This is a genomic window from Roseateles sp. (assembly GCF_039929605.1).
Classification (GTDB): domain Bacteria; phylum Pseudomonadota; class Gammaproteobacteria; order Burkholderiales; family Burkholderiaceae_C; genus Pelomonas.
Map to the genome: position 1 here is coordinate 22,744 of NZ_JBDSQX010000183.1, position 16,929 is coordinate 39,672.

At 68.6% G+C, this 16,929-nt stretch carries 19 protein-coding genes and 1 pseudogene; 14 read left to right on the plus strand and 6 right to left on the minus strand.

Features of this window, described 5'->3' with window-relative positions; translation table 11 throughout:
- The first annotated feature begins 6 nt into the window (after nt 1-6).
- From mdcA to ABIS05_RS24935, 7 genes are all read left to right on the plus strand, one after another.
- Nucleotides 7-1,671: a malonate decarboxylase subunit alpha gene (gene mdcA, locus ABIS05_RS24905; protein WP_348012923.1), complete on the plus strand. Its 1,665-nt coding sequence runs from the start codon at nt 7-9 to the stop codon at nt 1,669-1,671.
- 7 nt (nt 1,672-1,678) lie between these two features.
- Nucleotides 1,679-1,996, plus strand: coding sequence for a malonate decarboxylase acyl carrier protein (gene mdcC, locus ABIS05_RS24910; protein WP_348012924.1), 318 nt, complete (start codon nt 1,679-1,681; stop codon nt 1,994-1,996).
- The gene (locus ABIS05_RS24915; protein WP_348012925.1) at nt 1,993-2,853 is read left to right on the plus strand and encodes a biotin-independent malonate decarboxylase subunit beta; all 861 of its coding nucleotides are present in this window, start codon (nt 1,993-1,995) and stop codon (nt 2,851-2,853) included. Before mdcC ends, ABIS05_RS24915 begins: the two co-directional genes overlap by 4 nt.
- Nucleotides 2,853-3,554 carry a biotin-independent malonate decarboxylase subunit gamma gene (locus tag ABIS05_RS24920; protein ID WP_348012926.1) on the plus strand — a complete coding sequence of 234 codons (702 nt, stop codon included), beginning with the start codon at nt 2,853-2,855 and terminating at the stop codon, nt 3,552-3,554. Before ABIS05_RS24915 ends, ABIS05_RS24920 begins: the two co-directional genes overlap by 1 nt.
- 73 nt (nt 3,555-3,627) lie before the next feature.
- Nucleotides 3,628-4,296 carry a malonate decarboxylase holo-[acyl-carrier-protein] synthase gene (mdcG, locus tag ABIS05_RS24925; RefSeq protein ID WP_348012927.1) on the plus strand — a complete coding sequence of 223 codons (669 nt, stop codon included), beginning with the start codon at nt 3,628-3,630 and terminating at the stop codon, nt 4,294-4,296.
- Complete coding sequence (mdcB, locus tag ABIS05_RS24930) at nt 4,293-5,138, plus strand: triphosphoribosyl-dephospho-CoA synthase MdcB (RefSeq protein ID WP_348012928.1); 846 nt, start codon at nt 4,293-4,295, stop codon at nt 5,136-5,138. Before mdcG ends, mdcB begins: the two co-directional genes overlap by 4 nt.
- Nucleotides 5,139-6,050 carry an acyltransferase domain-containing protein gene (locus ABIS05_RS24935; protein ID WP_348012929.1) on the plus strand — a complete coding sequence of 304 codons (912 nt, stop codon included), beginning with the start codon at nt 5,139-5,141 and terminating at the stop codon, nt 6,048-6,050.
- A 5-nt stretch (nt 6,051-6,055) separates the two neighbouring features.
- Here ABIS05_RS24935 and ABIS05_RS24940 read toward each other — a convergent pair whose 3' ends face one another.
- A complete protein-coding gene (locus tag ABIS05_RS24940; protein WP_348012930.1) occupies nt 6,056-6,310 on the minus strand; it encodes a cold shock domain-containing protein in 255 nt (84 codons plus the stop codon).
- Nucleotides 6,311-6,490: 180 nt separating this feature from the next.
- Between ABIS05_RS24940 and clpS the strand changes: the two genes are divergently transcribed.
- Nucleotides 6,491-6,871, plus strand: a complete 381-nt coding sequence (gene clpS, locus ABIS05_RS24945) for an ATP-dependent Clp protease adapter ClpS (RefSeq protein ID WP_348012931.1) — start codon at nt 6,491-6,493, stop codon at nt 6,869-6,871.
- Entirely contained in the window at nt 6,868-9,198 is a 2,331-nt protein-coding gene (gene clpA, locus ABIS05_RS24950; protein ID WP_348012932.1) for an ATP-dependent Clp protease ATP-binding subunit ClpA, read from the plus strand. The genes clpS and clpA overlap by 4 nt, the downstream gene beginning before the upstream one ends.
- Nucleotides 9,199-9,247: 49 nt before the next feature.
- Here the strand turns inward: clpA and ABIS05_RS24955 are convergent, their stop codons facing one another.
- Genes ABIS05_RS24955 through ABIS05_RS24975 form a run of 5 tightly spaced genes read right to left on the minus strand, consistent with a single transcriptional unit; the run spans nt 9,248 to nt 12,342 of the window.
- Complete coding sequence (locus tag ABIS05_RS24955) at nt 9,248-10,021, minus strand: zinc-dependent peptidase (RefSeq protein WP_407074880.1); 774 nt, start codon at nt 10,019-10,021, stop codon at nt 9,248-9,250.
- Nucleotides 10,021-10,767 (minus strand): UDP-2,3-diacylglucosamine diphosphatase, encoded by a 747-nt coding sequence (locus ABIS05_RS24960; RefSeq protein ID WP_348012934.1) that lies wholly within the window; start codon nt 10,765-10,767, stop codon nt 10,021-10,023. The genes ABIS05_RS24955 and ABIS05_RS24960 overlap by 1 nt, the downstream gene beginning before the upstream one ends.
- Nucleotides 10,764-11,261, minus strand: a complete 498-nt coding sequence (locus tag ABIS05_RS24965; RefSeq protein WP_348012935.1) for a peptidylprolyl isomerase — start codon at nt 11,259-11,261, stop codon at nt 10,764-10,766. The genes ABIS05_RS24960 and ABIS05_RS24965 overlap by 4 nt, the downstream gene beginning before the upstream one ends.
- Nucleotides 11,258-11,818 carry a peptidylprolyl isomerase gene (locus ABIS05_RS24970; protein WP_348012936.1) on the minus strand — a complete coding sequence of 187 codons (561 nt, stop codon included), beginning with the start codon at nt 11,816-11,818 and terminating at the stop codon, nt 11,258-11,260. Before ABIS05_RS24970 ends, ABIS05_RS24965 begins: the two co-directional genes overlap by 4 nt.
- Nucleotides 11,819-11,823: 5 nt before the next feature.
- Entirely contained in the window at nt 11,824-12,342 is a 519-nt protein-coding gene (locus ABIS05_RS24975) for a tetratricopeptide repeat protein (RefSeq protein ID WP_348012937.1), read from the minus strand.
- A 128-nt stretch (nt 12,343-12,470) separates the two neighbouring features.
- Between ABIS05_RS24975 and cysS the strand changes: the two genes are divergently transcribed.
- The 5 genes and pseudogenes from cysS to ABIS05_RS25000 all read left to right on the plus strand — a co-directional run.
- Nucleotides 12,471-13,844: a cysteine--tRNA ligase gene (gene cysS, locus ABIS05_RS24980; RefSeq protein ID WP_348012938.1), complete on the plus strand. Its 1,374-nt coding sequence runs from the start codon at nt 12,471-12,473 to the stop codon at nt 13,842-13,844.
- Nucleotides 13,844-14,473 (plus strand): DNA-3-methyladenine glycosylase 2 family protein, encoded by a 630-nt coding sequence (locus ABIS05_RS24985; protein ID WP_348012939.1) that lies wholly within the window; start codon nt 13,844-13,846, stop codon nt 14,471-14,473. The genes cysS and ABIS05_RS24985 overlap by 1 nt, the downstream gene beginning before the upstream one ends.
- Entirely contained in the window at nt 14,473-15,444 is a 972-nt protein-coding gene (locus ABIS05_RS24990) for an acetyl-CoA carboxylase carboxyltransferase subunit alpha (protein WP_348012940.1), read from the plus strand. Before ABIS05_RS24985 ends, ABIS05_RS24990 begins: the two co-directional genes overlap by 1 nt.
- Nucleotides 15,413-16,717, plus strand: a complete 1,305-nt coding sequence (gene tilS / locus ABIS05_RS24995; RefSeq protein WP_348012941.1) for a tRNA lysidine(34) synthetase TilS — start codon at nt 15,413-15,415, stop codon at nt 16,715-16,717. Before ABIS05_RS24990 ends, tilS begins: the two co-directional genes overlap by 32 nt.
- Before the next feature lie 63 nt (nt 16,718-16,780).
- Nucleotides 16,781-16,929, plus strand: a pseudogene (locus tag ABIS05_RS25000) (aspartate kinase); the annotation flags it as partial.

Genomic DNA, 16,929 nt, shown 5'->3' on the forward strand with positions numbered 1-16,929 from the left:
GCATCGATGAACGCTCCCGCCTGGAATCTGCGCGACCTGCAGCGCCGCGAGCGCCTGGCCCGTGCGGCCGAGGTCTCCGGCGTGCAGGGCCGGCGGGTCGCCACCGAAGCCATCGTGCCGCTGCTGGAAGCCGTGCTGCAACCCGGCGACCGCGTCTGCCTGGAAGGCAACAACCAGAAGCAGGCGGACTTTCTTGCCGAGTCGCTCAACCAGGTGGACCCGCAGCGCGTGCACGACCTGCACATGGTGCAGTCCGTGCTGGCGCTGCCCGAGCATCTGGACGTGTTCGAGAGCGGCATCGCCAAGCGGCTGGACTTTTCCTTCTCCGGCCCGCAGGGCGCGCGCCTGGCCAAGCTGGTGAGCAGCGGTGGCATCGAGATCGGCGCCATCCACACCTACCTCGAACTCTTCGCGCGCTACTTCGTCGACCTGACGCCCAAGGTCGCGCTGGTGGCCGCGCACGCGGCAGATGCGGCCGGCAATCTCTACACCGGGCCCAACACCGAGGACACGCCGGCCATCGTCGAGGCCACGGCCTTCTCGGGCGGCATCGTCATCGCGCAGGTCAACGAGATCGTGGATGTCTTGCCGCGCATCGACATCCCGGCCGACTGGGTCGACTTCGTCATCAAGGCGCCGCGCCCCAACCTCGTCGAGCCGCTGTTCACGCGCGACCCGGCGCAGATCAGCGAGATCCAGGTGCTGATGGCCATGATGGCCATCAAGGGCATCTACGCCGAGTACGGCGTGCAGCGCCTGAACCACGGCATCGGCTTCGACACGGCGGCCATCGAACTGCTGCTGCCCACTTACGGCGAGCAGCTCGGGCTCAAAGGCAAGATCTGCAAGCACTGGGCGCTGAACCCGCACCCGGCGCTGATCCCCGCCATCGAAGCCGGCTGGGTGGAGTCCATCCACTCCTTCGGCTCCGAGCTGGGCATGGAGGACTACATCCGCGCCCGGTCGGACGTGTTCTTTACCGGCGCCGACGGCAGCCTGCGCAGCAACCGCGCCTTCTGCCAGGCCGCCGGCCACTACGCCTGCGACCTCTTCATCGGCTCCACGCTGCAGATCGACCTGCAGGGCAACAGCTCCACCGCCACGCTCGGCCGCATCACCGGCTTTGGCGGCGCGCCCAACATGGGCGCCGATGCACGCGGCCGCCGCCACGCCAGCCCGGCCTGGCTGAAGGCCGGCGCCGAGGCTCGCGCCGGCCGCCAAGGTGCCGCCGGCACGCCACGCGGCCAGAAGCTGGTCGTGCAGATGGTCGAGACCTTCCGCGAGCACATGCAGCCCGCCTTCGTCGAGCGGTTGGACGCCTGGACGCTGCAGGAGCAAGCCGGCATGGCCCTGCCGCCGATCATGATCTACGGCGACGACGTGAGCCACATCCTCACCGAGGAAGGCATTGCCAACCTGCTGCTGTGCCGCAGCGACGAGGAGCGCGAGCAGGCCATTCGCGGCGTGGCCGGCTACACGGCGGTGGGCCTGGCGCGGGACGCGCGCATGGTGGAGAACCTGCGCGACCGCGGCGTTATCAAGCGGCCCGCCGACCTCGGCGTCGACCCGCGCGAAGCGACACGCAACCTGCTCGCCGCGCGCAGCATGCGCGACCTCGTGCGCGCCTCCGGCGGCCTCTACAGCCCGCCCAAGCGCTTTCGCAACTGGTGAGGACTTGATGAGCACCCCTGGACTCGAAACCCTGGACTACGCCTTCACCGGTACGCGGCCCGCTGGCGCCTTCACGCCGGTGCTCGTCGGCGTCGTCGGCTCCGGCAATCTCGAAGTGCTGCTGGAGCCCGCTGCCGGCGACGGTTGCGCGGTCTACATCGAAACCTCGGCGCGCGGCTTCGGCGCCATCTGGGCGGCCGTCATCAGCGACTTCCACCAGCGCCACCAGCTCGCCGGTGTGCGCCTGTCCGTCCACGACATGGGCGCCACGCCGGCCGTCGTCAGCTTGCGGCTGGACCAGGCGGCGCAGGAGCTGCAGCCATGATCTCTTTTTCGGAATGCTCGGCTCGCGAGCGCTTGGCCCTGATCGTCGATGACGGCAGCTTTCACGAATGGCTGTCGCCCGCGATGCGGCTGATGAGCCCGCACCTGGCCCAGCTCGGCGTGCCCGCGTCCTTCGACGACGGCGTCGCCATCGGCCGCGCGACGCTGGCGGGCCACGAGGTCTTCGTCGCGGCCCAGGAAGGCCAGTTCATGGGCGGCGGCGTGGGCGAGGTGCATGGCGCCAAGCTTGTCGGTTTGCTGCGCCGCGCGCTGCGCGACAAGCCGCGCGCCGTGCTGCTGCTGGCCGAGTCCGGCGGCGTGCGCCTGCACGAGGCCAACGCGGGCCTGATCGCCGTGTCCGAGGTGATGCGTGCGCTGCTCGACGTGCGCGCCGCCGGCATCCCCGTCATCGTGCTGATCGGCGGCTCTGGCGGCTGCTTCGGCGGCATGGGCATCGTCGCGCGCTGTGCCGATCACATCGTCATGAGTGACCTCGGCCGCCTGGCCATGTCCGGCCCCGAGGTCATCGAGGCCTCGCACGGTGTCGAGGAGTTCGACTCACGCGACCGGGCCCTCGTGTGGCGCACGACCGGCGGCAAGCACCGCTGGCTGACCGGCGACTGCGACGTGCTCGTTGAAGACGACGTGGCCGCGTTCCGCACGGCGGCCATCGCAGCGCTGGACGCCGGCCGTCCGGTCACGCTCGCCGCGCTGGAGCAGGAACACGCCAAGCTCGCTGCCCGGCTGCACTTCGACGGTGACGAGGCCGTCGCGCTGTGGGCTGCGCTCGGCATCCCCGACGCCAACCGCGTGCCGGACCTCGACGTGGCCGGCGTGCTGGCCCTGGGAGCGCACTGATGGACTGGCCCACGCTGGCAAACCAACTCTTCGGCGCCGACCATGGCATCACGCGCGACGGCGACTTCTTGCGCGGCGACGTCGAGTTAGACGGCGAGTCCATCGCCGTCATCGGCACCACGGCCCACGCGCCCATCGGCGTGCAGCTCGCGCTGACCCAGGCCCGCGCCGTGCTCGACACAATGGCGCAGCACCCCGGCCGCGCCATCCTGCTGCTGATCGACACGCAAGGCCAGCAGCTGCGCCGCCGCGACGAGCTGCTGGGCATCAACCGCGCGATGGCCCACTTGGGGCTTTGCATCGACCTCGCGCGGCGCCGCGGCCACCGCGTGCTGGGCCTCGTCTACGACCAGGCGCTGTCCGGCGGCTTCATCACCTCCGGCCTGATTGCCGACGCCTGCGACGCGCTGCCCGAGGCGGAGATCCGCGTCATGCGCCTGCCCGCCATGGCCCGCGTCACCAAGCTGCCCGAGGCGCTGCTGGCGGCGCTGTCCGAGTCCAACCCCGTGTTCGCCCCCGGCGTGGGCAACTACGTGGCGATGGGCGGCGTGCGCCGGCTCTGGCAGGGCGACCTGGCCCAGGCGCTGCGCGAGGCGCTGGCGGATGCGCCGACCGACGACCGCCGCGCCGAGGTCGGCGCTGCACGCGGTGGGCGCCTGCTCGCGGCGAGCGTCGCGCAACGGGTGCTGGACGCGCCATGAGCGCTGCGTCGGGCCGCCCCAAGCAAGCTCGCTCCCGCCTGGCGGGACAGGCCGCAGGCCGAAGGGTGCACCAGTGACGCCGCTGCACCGTCACCAGATCGCCTGGCTGTCGCGCGCCGGCTGGCAGCGCCTGCTGGCGGGCACGTGGGACAGCGAGGCGCGCGACTGCCTGCAGCATTGGGCCGGGCACAGCCTGCCCGTCGTCGTCACGCGCCAGCCCGGGGACGACGGCGAGACCGTCGCCCTGGGCCTGTGCGCACCCCACCGCTGGCAGCGCCGTCGCTTCGCGCTGCGCGTGCCGTTGGTCGACGTGCTCTATTTCGACGAGTTCCCGCGCCTGGATCAAGTGCTCGGCCAGCTGCCCGCCAGCGCGCGCATTGCGGCGAGGCAGCTGGCCGCGCGGCTGCAGGCCGGCGGCGTGACGGCGCGCGTCTACGGCAGCCATGGCTGGCAGCACTTCACCGCGCTGGACCATCTCCGTGATGGGTCAGACCTTGACCTCTGGTTGGCGGTGGACGATGCCGCGCAGGCCGATGCCGTGGCGGCGGTGCTGGGCGACTTCGCGGCGCCGACGCTGCGGCTGGACGGCGAGCTGGTGTTCGACGGCGACGCCGCCGTGGCCTGGCGCGAATGGCAGGCCTGGCGCGAGGGCAGGGCGCGCACGCTGCTGGTCAAGCGGCTGCACGGCGCCGCCATGGTCGACTCGCTTCGCGTGTTTGAAGGCGCCGAGGTGATGGCATGAAGCGCCAGCTGGCATCGGCAGCGCCAGCGCCCAGCGTGCAGGAGATCGGCCGCGCCGCCACGCTGGCGCTGTACGACGAGCTGGCGCTGGCGCCCAAGCCCGGCCTCGTGACGCTGATCGACCGCGGCAGCCATGCCGACATGGACGCCCACACCTTCATGCGCAGCCTGTTCGCGCTGCGCAGCTACTTCGTGCGCATCGCCGAGCTGGGAGCCGCCGGCGCGCCTTTCGAGGCGCTGGAGCGCTGCGGCATCGCGGCGGAAGCGCGCATGCTGGCGGCCACCAGCGGTATCAACACGCACCGCGGCGCCATCTTCATGCTGGGTTTGCTGTGCGCATCCGCTAGCGCCTTGAGCGCGCAAGGCCATCGCCTCACGCCACTGGCGCTGCGGCACACGCTGGCCGAGCGCTGGGGCGCCGCGCTGACCGCGCGCGCCCAGCGGCCCTCCACGCTGCCCGGCGGCATGGCGGCACACCGCCTGGGCCTGCGCAGCGCGTCTGCCGAGGCGGCGCTGGGCTTCCCGACCTTGTTCGAGACGGCCGAGCCGGCCCTGCGCGCGGCGCTTGCACGTGGGCTCGCGTCGGCGCCAGCCCGGCTCGACACCCTGTTCGCCATCATGGCGGTGCTGGACGACAGCAACCTGGCCCACCGAGGCGGCCTCGAAGGCTTGAACTTCGCCCAGGCCGCCGCGCGCGACTTTCTGGCCGCTGGCGGCGCTGGTTGTCCGCATGGCCTTGACGCAGCCAAGGCCCTCGGCGCCGAGTTCGTGCGCCGGCGCCTGTCGCCCGGCGGCGCAGCGGACACGCTGGCGGCCGCGTGCTGGCTGCTGCGACTCGCCTGAATGGCCCTGGCGCTGCTCTTCCCGGGTCAGGGCGCGCAGCACCCGCAGATGCTGCTCTGGCTCGACGCCCAGCCCGAGGCGGCCTCGACGCTTGAAGCGTTGAGCGCCCACCTGGGGCGGGACTGGCGTGACCGCCTGGGCGACGCGGCCTGGCTGCATGCCAACCGCGTCGCGCAACCGCTGCTCACGGGCCTCGGCATCGCCGCCTGGCAGGTGCTGGCTGCACGCCTGCCCCGGCCCACGGTCGTGGCCGGCTACAGCGTCGGCGAACTGGCCGCGTTCGCCGTGGCCGGCGTGTTCGATGCGGCGACGGCCCTTGATCTAGCGACCACGCGCGCGCAGGCCATGAGCGACAGCGTCGCCGACCGGCCCACCGGTCTGATGGCGGTGCAGGGGCCGCATGCGCTGGCCGAGGCCCAATCGGCCACCGGCTTGTCGGTCGCGATCCGCATCGGCGCAGAGCGAGCCATCGTCGGTGGTGAGGTGGCGGCGCTGGATGCCGCCGCCGCGCGCTGGAGCAGCCTCGGCCTGCGCTGCACGCGCCTGCCCATCCGCGTGGCATCGCACACGCCGGCCATGGCTGCGGCTGCGGCAACGTTCGCGCAGCGTCTTGAGGCGGTGGTGCTGCGTCCGGCGCAGTCGGCCGTGGTTTGCAACTTCACCGGCGCCGCCAGCCGCAATCTGGCGGTGCTCGCGCCGGCGCTGGCCGGGCAGATCGCCAGCACGGTGCGCTGGGACGATTGCATGGACAGCATCGCCGAGCGCGGGGTGCGCTGCGTGCTGGAGGTCGGCCCCGGCGCGACGCTCGCCGCGATGTGGCGCGAGCGCCACCCGGCGATCCCTGTCCGCTCAGTCGATGAGTTCCAGGGGCCCGAGGGCGTGCTGCGCTGGGTGGCGCAACAGCGGGATTGAATCGATCAGGAGGCCAGGGCCTGCGCCTGTTGCTGCTCGGCGGCGAGGGCGGCAGCTTCCATCGGCGTGATGTTCTGCGCGAGTTGGCCCTTGGGCCCTTGCACCAGCTCGAACTGCACTTGGCTGCCCTGCTTCAGTGTCCTGAAGCCTTCCATCTGGATCGCCGAGAAATGCGCGAAGACATCATCACCGCCGGCTTCCGGCTCGATGAAACCGAAGCCCTTGGCGTCGTTGAACCATTTGACTTTGCCCAGCTCCATGATGATGTCTCCATTCTGGTGGCGCCTCCTTGGGAGGCGGAGGAGATTCTGGTGACGCAATCAAAAGCGTCAATTCGGGACCTTCCCGGCCGGGTTGACCCGGGGGAACTTGCAATTTCGCCCGGCGTCGCCAAGTGCCCGCAGTCCGAGAGGGAAACCCCTCGTCGATAGAATCCCGACATGCCTGTGCTCCCCGTCTTTTCACCGCGAAACCAGTCGCCCCCGCCCCCACCCGCGCCTCCTCTGAAGCCGGGCAAGGACGAGGGCGACGGGGCGGTCGTCGTTGAGCGCCAGACGCAGAAGACCGAGCCCCCGCGGCTCTATCAAGTGCTGCTGCTGAACGACGATTTCACGCCAATGGAGTTTGTTGTCATGGTTCTGCAGGAATTTTTCCGGCATGACCTCGATACGGCGACGCAGATCATGCTCAAAATCCACCACGAGGGTCGTGGGGTCTGCGGTGTCTTCACCAAGGACGTCGCTGCGACCAAGGTGGAGTTGGTACTGGCCGCCTCCCGGCGTGCCGGCCATCCCCTGCAGTGCATTATGGAGGCCGCATGATTGCGCAAGAGCTTGAAGTCAGTTTGCACATGGCGTTCGTCGAGGCGCGCCAGCAGCGGCACGAATTCATCACCGTCGAGCACTTGCTGCTCGCGTTGCTGGACAACCCCAGCGCCGCCGAGGTGCTGCGCGCCTGCGCGGCCAACCTGGATGACCTGCGCAAGAGCTTGACGCAGTTCATCAAGGAAAACACGCCGATGGTGGGCGGCAGCGACGAGGTGGACACCCAGCCCACGCTCGGCTTCCAGCGCGTCATCCAGCGCGCCATCATGCATGTGCAGAGCACGGGCAGTGGCAAGAAGGAAGTGACCGGCGCCAACGTGCTGGTCGCCATCTTCGGCGAGAAGGATTCCCACGCCGTCTACTACCTGCACCAGCAGGGCGTGACGCGCCTGGATGTCGTCAACTTCATCGCCCACGGCATCAAGAAGACCGACCCCGAGCCGCCGAAGAACCCCGAGGGCCAGGCCCCTGGCGGCCAGGAGGCTGAGCGCGAGGAAGGCGAGGGCGCCAGCGCCAAGGCGTCGCCGCTGGAGCAGTTCACGCAGAACCTCAACCAGCTCGCCAAGGACGGCAAGATCGACCCGCTGATCGGCCGCGAGGCCGAGGTCGAGCGCGTCGTGCAGATCCTCTGCCGCCGGCGCAAGAACAACCCGCTGCTGGTGGGCGAGGCCGGTGTCGGCAAGACGGCCATCGCCGAGGGCCTGGCCTGGCGTATCACCGAGGGTGAAGTGCCCGAAGTGCTGGCGGACAGCGTCGTCTACTCGCTCGACGTGGGCGCGCTGCTGGCGGGCACCAAGTACCGCGGTGATTTCGAGCAGCGCCTGAAGGCGGTGCTGAAGTCGCTGAAGGACCAGCCCAACGCCGTGCTCTTCATCGACGAGATCCACACGCTGATCGGCGCCGGTGCGGCGTCGGGCGGCACGCTGGATGCGAGCAACCTGCTCAAGCCGGCGCTGTCGAGCGGGCAGATGAAGTGCATCGGCGCGACCACCTTCACCGAGTACCGCGGCATCTTCGAGAAGGACGCAGCGCTGTCGCGGCGCTTCCAGAAGATCGACGTGCCCGAGCCCTCGGTCGAGCAGACCATCGAGATCCTGAAGGGGCTGAAGAGCCGCTTCGAGGAACACCACTCGGTCAAGTACGCGCTGGGCGCGTTGCAGGCGGCGGCCGAGCTGTCGGCCAAGTACATCAACGACCGCCATCTGCCGGACAAGGCCATCGACGTCATCGACGAGGCCGGTGCCGCCCAACGCATCCTGCCCAAGAGCAAGCAGAAGAAGACGATCACGCGCGTCGAGGTGGAAGACATCGTCGCCAAGATCGCGCGCATCCCGCCCGCGTCGATCAACAGCGATGACCGCAGCAAGCTCAAGACGCTGGACCGCGACCTGAAGAGCGTCGTGTTCGGGCAAGACCCTGCTGTCGATGCACTCGCCGCCGCCATCAAGATGGCGCGTTCGGGCCTGGGCCGGCCCGAGAAGCCGGTCGGCTCCTTCCTGTTCAGCGGCCCCACCGGCGTCGGCAAGACGGAAGTGGCCAAGCAACTGGCCTACATCCTGGGCATCGAGCTGATCCGCTTTGACATGTCCGAGTACATGGAGCGCCACGCCGTCAGCCGCCTGATCGGCGCGCCTCCGGGCTACGTGGGCTTCGACCAGGGCGGCCTGCTGACCGAGGCCGTCACCAAGAAGCCGCACTCCGTGCTGCTGCTCGACGAGATCGAGAAGGCGCACCCCGACGTCTTCAACGTGCTGCTGCAGGTCATGGACCACGGCACGCTGACCGACAACAACGGGCGCAAGGCCGACTTCCGCAACGTCATCATCATCATGACGACGAACGCGGGCGCCGAGGCGCTGAACAAGGCCACCATCGGCTTCACCAACTCGCGCCAGCAGGGCGATGAGATGGCCGACATCAAGCGGCTGTTCACGCCGGAGTTCCGCAACCGCCTGGACGCCATCGTGTCCTTCCGCGCGCTGGACGAGGAGATCATCCTGCGCGTGGTCGACAAGTTCCTGCTGCAGCTCGAAAGCCAGTTGCAAGAGAAGAAGGTCGAGGTCAGCTTCTCCGACGCGCTGCGCAAGCATCTCGCCAAGAAGGGGTTCGACCCGCTGATGGGCGCGCGGCCGATGCAGCGCCTCATTCAGGACACGATCCGGCGCGCGCTGGCCGACGAGCTGCTGTTCGGCAGGCTGGTCGACGGCGGCCGGCTCAGTGTGGATGTGGACGACAAGGGCGAGACGGTGCTGGACATCCAGCCGACGCCGCCCAAGCCGACCCGGGACAACAAGCCCAAGGCGGAGCCGGCGACGACGGCTTGAGCGTCAGCGGCTCGGCACAGAAGGGGCGCCTCGGCGTCCCTTTTTCACTTCAGCCGGCCGGGTCCTGCTTGAAGAAACCGGCCAGCAGCTCGTACATCGCCGGTTCTTCGCTGCGCATCGCGGCCGGAGCGACGAAGAAGGCCTCAACGGCGACGGCGAAGAACTCCTCGACGGCCTCGCCGCCGTAGGGGTCGATCAGCGTCTCCTCACCGGCGTCGATGCGCTTGCAGAAGGCCTCCCACTCGGCGTCGATGACCGCGATCCAGCGCTCGCGCTCATCAGCGTCCAGCGGCGGCACGCCGTCGGCCAGGCCGTCACGCATGTCGATGACGTGGGCGAACTCGTGGATGACGACGTTGAACACCGCGTCGGCGCCGAACTCGGCCGGGTCGTCGCTGACGGCGACCGCGTTCCAGGACAGCATCAGCGGCCCGCCTTCCATGGCCTCGCCGGCCAGTTCCTCGTCGTACTCGTGGACGATGCCGTCTTCGTCTTCAAAGCGGCGCTGCGCGACGACTTCGCCCGCGTGCATGACGATGCCGACGAAACCGTCGTACCAGGAGAGGCCCAGGCGCAGCACCGGCAGGCAGGCCTGGGCGGCGACGGCGACGGCGACCTCGTCGGTGACCTCGAAGCCGTCGACGCCGTGGAACTCCTTGGCTGAAAGGAAGAGGCTGGACAGCCGGCGCAGCTCGGTGAGATCGTCGTCGCTGCGACGGGCCAGGAAGGGGTAGCGCAGCAGCGTCAGCTGCCACAGCGCGTCGGGAATGGCGTGGCGCTCGACCGCGCGTTGTTCGCGCCAGCTGCGCAAGGCTTTCAGGATCACAGCGGGAGGCGTTGCAGGCCTGCGGCGGACAGGCGGATGACGTCGCCACGCGGTGGCGTGGCGTCGAGATCCCAGTCGGACAGTACGACGCGCCTGAGGCCATCGCCGAGGCCATGTGCGGCCGGTCGATGCGTGTGGCCGTGAATCAACGTCGTCGCCCCAGCCTCGGCCAGCAGCGTGCGGCAGGCATCGGCATCAAGGTCCGTCGACATCAGCTGCGCCGCCTGCGACTTGCGGCTCTGGGCCCGAGCCTGGCGGCCAAAGGCCTGGCGGTCGACCAGTGGCTTGGCCAGGAAGTCGGCCTGCCATGCGGCGGAGCGGCTGGTCGCACGCCAGGCCTGGTAGGCCGCGTCGTCCAGGCATTGCTCATCGCCATGCGCCAGCAGCCAGCGTTGACCGAAGGCGTCGAGCACGGTGGGGTCGGGCAAGGCGGTCACGCCGGCATCCAGCAGCAGCTCCGGCCCGACGAGGAAATCGCGGTTGCCGGGCATGAAGAAGAGGTCAAGCCGCTGCGACGCGTGGTGAAGCAGCCGTACGACGCCGGCCTCGAAGGGCTCGTGGCGCGCATCGTCGCCAACCCAGACCTCGAAGATGTCGCCGAGCAGCAGCACCGCTTGCGCAGGCGTCTCGGCGAGATGCTGTTCAAGCCGGGCCAACGTGCCCGGCGTGTCCGGCCCGAGGTGCAGGTCGGACAGCAGGTCGACCTGCCGCCACTGCACCGGGGCCGTCAGCGTGTGGATCAAACCTCGACGGCTTTTTCGATGATGACGTCTTCGACGGGCACATCGCCGTGGCCGCCCTGCGTGGCGGTCTTGGACTTCTCGATCTTGTCGACGACGTCCTGGCCCTCGACGACCTTGCCAAAGACGGCATAGCCCCAACCCGACGGGCTCTCGGACTTGAAGTCCAGGAAGGCGTTGTTCGTCGTGTTGATGAAGAACTGTGCCGTGGCCGAGTGCGGCGCGTTGGTGCGCGCCATGGCCAGCGTGTAGTGGGCGTTCTTGACGCCGTTGTTGGCCTCGTTCTGGATCTGCGCGTCGGTGGGCTTTTGCTTCATGCCGGGCTCGAAGCCGCCGCCCTGGACCATGAAGCCCTTGATGACGCGGTGGAAGACCGTGCCGTCGTAGTGGCCCTTGCGGACGTAGCTGAGGAAGTTGGCGACCGACAGTGGCGCCTTCTCGGCGTCCAGCTCGATGAGGATGTCGCCGTGGTTGGTGGTGAGTTTGACTTGGCTCATTTTTTTGCAGGCTCGATGACGGCCTTGGTGATGAAGATGGGCTTGATGGGCAGGTTCTCGTGAACACTGACCGACTTGGTCTCGACGGCACGGATCTTGTCGACGACCTCCATGCCCTCGACGACCTGGCCGAAGACGGCGTAGCCGGTACCGGTGCGACCGACATCGGCATTGAGGTTGTAGTTGTCGACGACGTTGATGAAGAACTGCGAGGTCGCCGAGTTGGGGTCACCCGTGCGCGCCATCGCGACGGTGCCGCGCAGGTTGGGCAACCCGTTGCCTGATTCCAGCGGGATGGGCGGCTTGGTTGGGCGCTGGTTCAGCTTGGCGTCATAGCCGCCGGTCTGGATCATGAAGTTGCCGATGACGCGGTGGAAGATGACGCCGTTGTAGTGGCCGGCCTTCACGTACTGCAGGAAGTTGGCGACCGACTTAGGCGCCTTCTCTGCGTTCAGCTCGATGCGGATGTCGCCTTCGGTCGTCTGCAGTTTGACGGTCTGCGCCGAGGCACTGGCAGTTACGAGCAGGGCGGCGAGGAATAGTGCGGTCTTCGTCATGGGTGTCAGTGTGTCTTGTTGAGGGTGCCGGTTAGCGCCAGCGTGCGGCTGATCTTGCCGGCCAGGGCGTCACTGGGCGTGAGTGCCACTTTCTGCGCCCGCTGGTAAGCGCGCAGCGCCAGGCGCATCAGCACGTCGCCTAGATTCTCCTGCGCCTGGGCATGCTCGGGCTGCAGGCGCAAGGCCTGCTCCAAAGCGCTTCGCGCCTCGTCCAGCTCACCGGCTGCGGCGTGCAGCACGGCGAGGTTGTTGTAGGGGTCGGCCAGATCGGGGAAGTCCTGCGTCAGGCGGGTGAAGATGACGCTGGCCTTGTCGCGCTCGCCCAACTCCATGCGCATGACGCCCATGGCAAAGCGCAGCTGGAGGTCTGCCGGCGTGCGGGTCAGGGCTTGCTCGACCTGCTCGACGGCCTGGGTCTTCTGGCCGGCCAGCCACAGGCGTTGGGCGCTGGCCAGATCGTCGGCATGGGCGGGCGTGATAGCCAGCGCAGCGAGCAGCACAAGGGTGGTGAGTGGCAGGCGCATGAGGGTTGTAGCGGGGGGCGGCGTCAGGGTCGGCCGGTATACTGAATTCATTCTATGAGCCCCGCCTGGCCGGCCCCTGCGCGGGGCTACTTATTGGTGCAGGCGCTTGCCCCCAGTTCCCGCTTCACATGTCTCTGCGCGTCCACAGCTCCCTCAGTCGCACCCTCGAAGAATTCAAGCCGCTCGTGGCGGGCGAGGTGCGCATGTACGTGTGCGGCATCACGGTCTACGACCTGTGCCACATGGGGCACTTGCGCATGAACATGGCGTTCGACGTCATCTACCGCTGGCTGCGCGCCAGTGGCTATGCCGTCACCTATGTGCGCAACGTCACTGACATCGACGACAAGATCATCAAGCGCGCCGTCGAGCGCGGCGTCCCCATCCGCCAGCTCACGCAAGAGATGACGGCCGCGATGCACGAGGACTTCGCCGCCGTCGGTCTGCTGCGTCCCGATCACGAGCCGCGCGCCACCGACTACGTGCCACAGATGCTGTCGTTGATCGCGCGCCTGGAAGAGCGTGGCCTGGCCTACTGCGCCGAAGGCGGCGACGTGAACTACGCGGTGCGCAAGTTCGACGGCTACGGCAAGCTCAGCGGCAAGGATCTGAACGACCTGCGCGCCGGCGAGCGCGTGGCGGTGGATGACGGCAAGCTGGACCCGCTGGACTTCGTGCTCTGGAAGGCCGCCAAGGCCGAGGAACCCGCCGACGCCAAATGGGCCGCGCCCTTCGGCGAAGGCCGCCCCGGCTGGCATATCGAGTGCTCGGCGATGAGCTGCGCGCTGCTCGGCGAAAGCTTCGACATCCACGGCGGCGGCGCCGATCTGCAGTTCCCTCACCACGAGAACGAGATCGCGCAGAGCGAGGGCGCGGGTTACGGCTTTGCGACCTACTGGCTGCACAACGGCTTCCTGAACGTTGACGGCGAGAAGATGTCCAAGAGCCTGGGCAACTTCTTCACCATCCGCGACGTGCTGCAGAAGTTCGACGGCGAGACGCTGCGCTTCTTCATGCTGCGCACCCATTACCGCCGGCCGTTCAACTTCAGCGACACGCATCTGGAAGACGCCCGCACGGCGCTGACTCGGCTCTACACCGCGCTCGATGCCGTGCCGCCGGCTGACGTCACTATCGACTGGACCGAGCCCAGCGCCGCCGCCTTCAAGGCGGCGATGGACGAAGACTTCGGCACGCCCGGCGCTGTCGCCGTGCTGTTCGACCTCGTCAACGAGGTCAACCGTGACCGCTCGCCTCAGCGCGCTGGGCTGCTGAAAGCGCTGGCCGGTGTGCTGGGCGTGCTGCAGCAGGAGCCGCGCGCCTACCTGCAGGGTGGCTCCGGTGACGACGAGGCCGTGTGGATAGAAGAGCGCATCGCCGCTCGCGCTGCGGCCAAGGCGACGCGTGACTTTGCCGGCGCCGACGCCATCCGTGCCGAGCTGACGGCCAAGGGCGTCGCGCTGAAGGACGGCGCCGACGGCACGACCTGGGTCAAGAGCTGATGGCCGCAGACGTCATCCCGTCCTATTGGGACGAGGCCTGCAAGCACCTGGTCAAGCGCGACCGGGTCATGAAGAAGCTGATCCCGCAGTTCGGCGAGGCTCGGCTGCAAGGCCATGGCGACGCGTTCACGACGCTGGCCCGCTCCATCATCGGCCAGCAGATTTCGATCAAGGCGGCGCAGTCGGTCTGGAACCGCTGGATCGCCCTCGTGCCCAAGCTGCAGCCCGCAGCGGTGCTCGCGCTCGACGTGGAATCGCAGCGTGCGGCCGGCCTGTCCGCCCGCAAGGTTGAATACCTGCGCGACCTGGCCGATCACTTCAATGCCGGCAGCGTGCACGTGCGCCAATGGGCGCAGATGGACGACGAGGCCATCATCGAAGAGCTGGTCGCCATCCGCGGCATCGGCCGCTGGACGGCCGAGATGTTCCTGATCTTTCACCTGATGCGCCCCAACGTCCTGCCGTTGGACGACGTCGGCCTGCTGACGGGCATTGGCCTGAACTACTTTTCCGGCGAGCCCGTCTCCCGCGCCGAGGCGCGCGAGGTCGGCGACGCCTGGGCACCCTACCGCTCGGTAGCGGTTTGGTACATTTGGCGCAGCCTGGATCCCCTACCGGTGGACACCTGATGAGCAAAAAACATTTCCTTGAATTCGAGCAACCGATCGCGGAACTCGAGACGAAGATCGAAGAGCTGCGCTACGTGCAAAGCGAGTCGGCCGTCGACATCTCGGAAGAGATCGACCGCCTCTCCAAGAAAAGCCACCAGCTGACCAAGGAGGTCTACGCGAGCGTGGCGCCGTGGCAGGTCTACCAGATCGCCCGCCACCCGCAGCGACCGCAGACGCTGGACTACTGCTCGGAAGTCTTCACCGAGTTCCAAGAACTGCACGGCGACCGCCACTTCGCGGACGACGCGGCCATCGTCGGCGGCCTTGCGCGCTTCAACGGCCAGGCCTGCATGGTCATCGGCCACCAGCGCGGCAGCGACGCCAAGGAGCGCACGCTGCGCAACTTCGGCATGCCGCGCCCCGAGGGCTACCGCAAGGCGCTGCGCCTGCTGAAGCTGGCCGAGAAGTTCGGCCTTCCGGTCTTCACCTTCATCGACACCATGGGTGCCTACCCCGGCATCGGTGCCGAGGAGCGCAGCCAGAGCGAAGCCATCGGCCGCAACATCTTCGAGATGGCGCAGCTGGAAGTGCCCATCATCGCCACCGTCATCGGCGAGGGCGGCTCGGGCGGCGCGCTGGCCATTGGCGTGGCCGATCAAGTGCTGATGCTGCAGTTCTCGGCCTACTCCGTCATCTCGCCCGAGGGCTGCGCCTCCATCCTGTGGAAGAGCAGCGAGCGTGCGTCCGAGGCGGCCGATGCATTGGGCATCACGGCCCACCGTCTGAAGGCCATGGGCCTTATTGACAAGATCGTCAGCGAGCCCGTCGGCGGTGCGCATCGCGATGCCAAGCAGATGTGCTCCAACCTGAAGCGGGCGCTTTCCGACGCGCTGCGCCAGGTCAGCGACCTCAAGACCCGCGAGTTGGTCGACCGCCGCTACGAGCGCATCCAGGCCTATGGCCGCTTCAGCGACACCAAGAATCGCTGAATCGAAGCTTGTCGCGGTCGCCTTCAGCGGCGGCCTCGACTCCACTGCACTGCTGCACGTCGCCACCCGCTCGGGTGCGCGCGTGTTGGCCCTCCATGTTCATCATGGCCTGCAGCCGCAGGCCGATGAATGGGCGGCGCATTGCGAGCGTGTTGCCGCCGAGTTCGGTGCCGCCTTCGCTTGCACGCGCCTGAGTGGCGCACCGGGGCGTGGCGAGAGCATCGAAGCCTGGGCCCGTGAAGGGCGACATCGCGCGCTGCACGAGATGACCCTTGCAGCCGATGCTGACCTGCTTCTGCTCGCTCACCATCGCCGTGACCAGGCCGAGACCTTTGTGTTGCAGGCGATGCGAGGGGCGGGCACGGCGGGCCTTTCTGGCATGCCGCAGGCGCAATGGCGCGACGGCATCTGCTGGGCGCGGCCCTGGCTTCAGCAGCCGCGCGAGGCGATCCAAACCTATGCCGAGCTTCACGGGCTGCGCTGGATTGAGGACCCGAGCAACGGCGACACGCGCTTCGCCAGAAATCGGTTGCGGCAGAGCTTGTGGCCGGCCTTCCCGGCAGCCGAGGCGGGCCTCGCGCAAGCGGCGCGCTGGGTTCAGCAGGCGCAGGCGCTGGCCGCTGAAGTCGCTGTGGATGATCTAGCCGAGCTGGCAACGTCGCAGCGCCTAGACCTTGCGGCTTTGTCCATGCTGTCACCCGCCCGCGCCAGCAATGCGCTGCGGGCCTGGCTCGCGCCGCACACGGCCGCGCCGGCCAGCCTCGTTGAGCGTTTGCTGACCGAATGGCGACCGGGCGCGGCGCTGTCGTGGCCCGCGCCCGGTGGCGCGCTGCACGCCTACCGCAACGGCCTGCACTGGGCGGCCGCGCCCACCGAGCCGCCGCCGCCGGCCACCGTCGACCTCAGCCGGCCCGGCCTGCATGCTCAGCCGGCCTGGGGCGGCGCCTGGCTCGTGGAGCCTGCTTCGCCGGGCATCGCGCCAGCGCGCCTTACCGGGCTGACGCAGCGCGCCCGCGCCGGCGCCGAGCGGTTTCAACGCGCCCCGGCTTCTGCGCTCCGCGCGCTGAAGAAGGCGTCCCAGGAAGCCGGCTTGCCGGCCTGGCGGCGCGGGGGGCCGCTGCTTTTCGACGACGCGGGGCACCTCATCGCCGTCGCCGGGCTGGGGCTCGACGCCCGTGCCTTCGCCGAAAAAGATGAGCTGCAGCTGTCGCTGCGCTGGCTGGAGGATTCGGCCTTGCCTCAGCGCGAAGGCCCGGCCGAGCCAGCCGCATAAAATCAGGGGTTTCCGAGCGGGCCGTATTGGCGCGCTCCCCGTCCTCAGCCTTCGTTCAAGCACATGGCCCTGATCGTCCACAAATACGGCGGCACCTCGATGGGGTCCACCGAGCGCATCCGCAACGTCGCTAAGCGCGTCGCCAAATGGGCGCGCGCCGGCCACCAGATGGTGGTCGTTCCCAGTGCCATGAGTGGCGAAACCAATCGCCT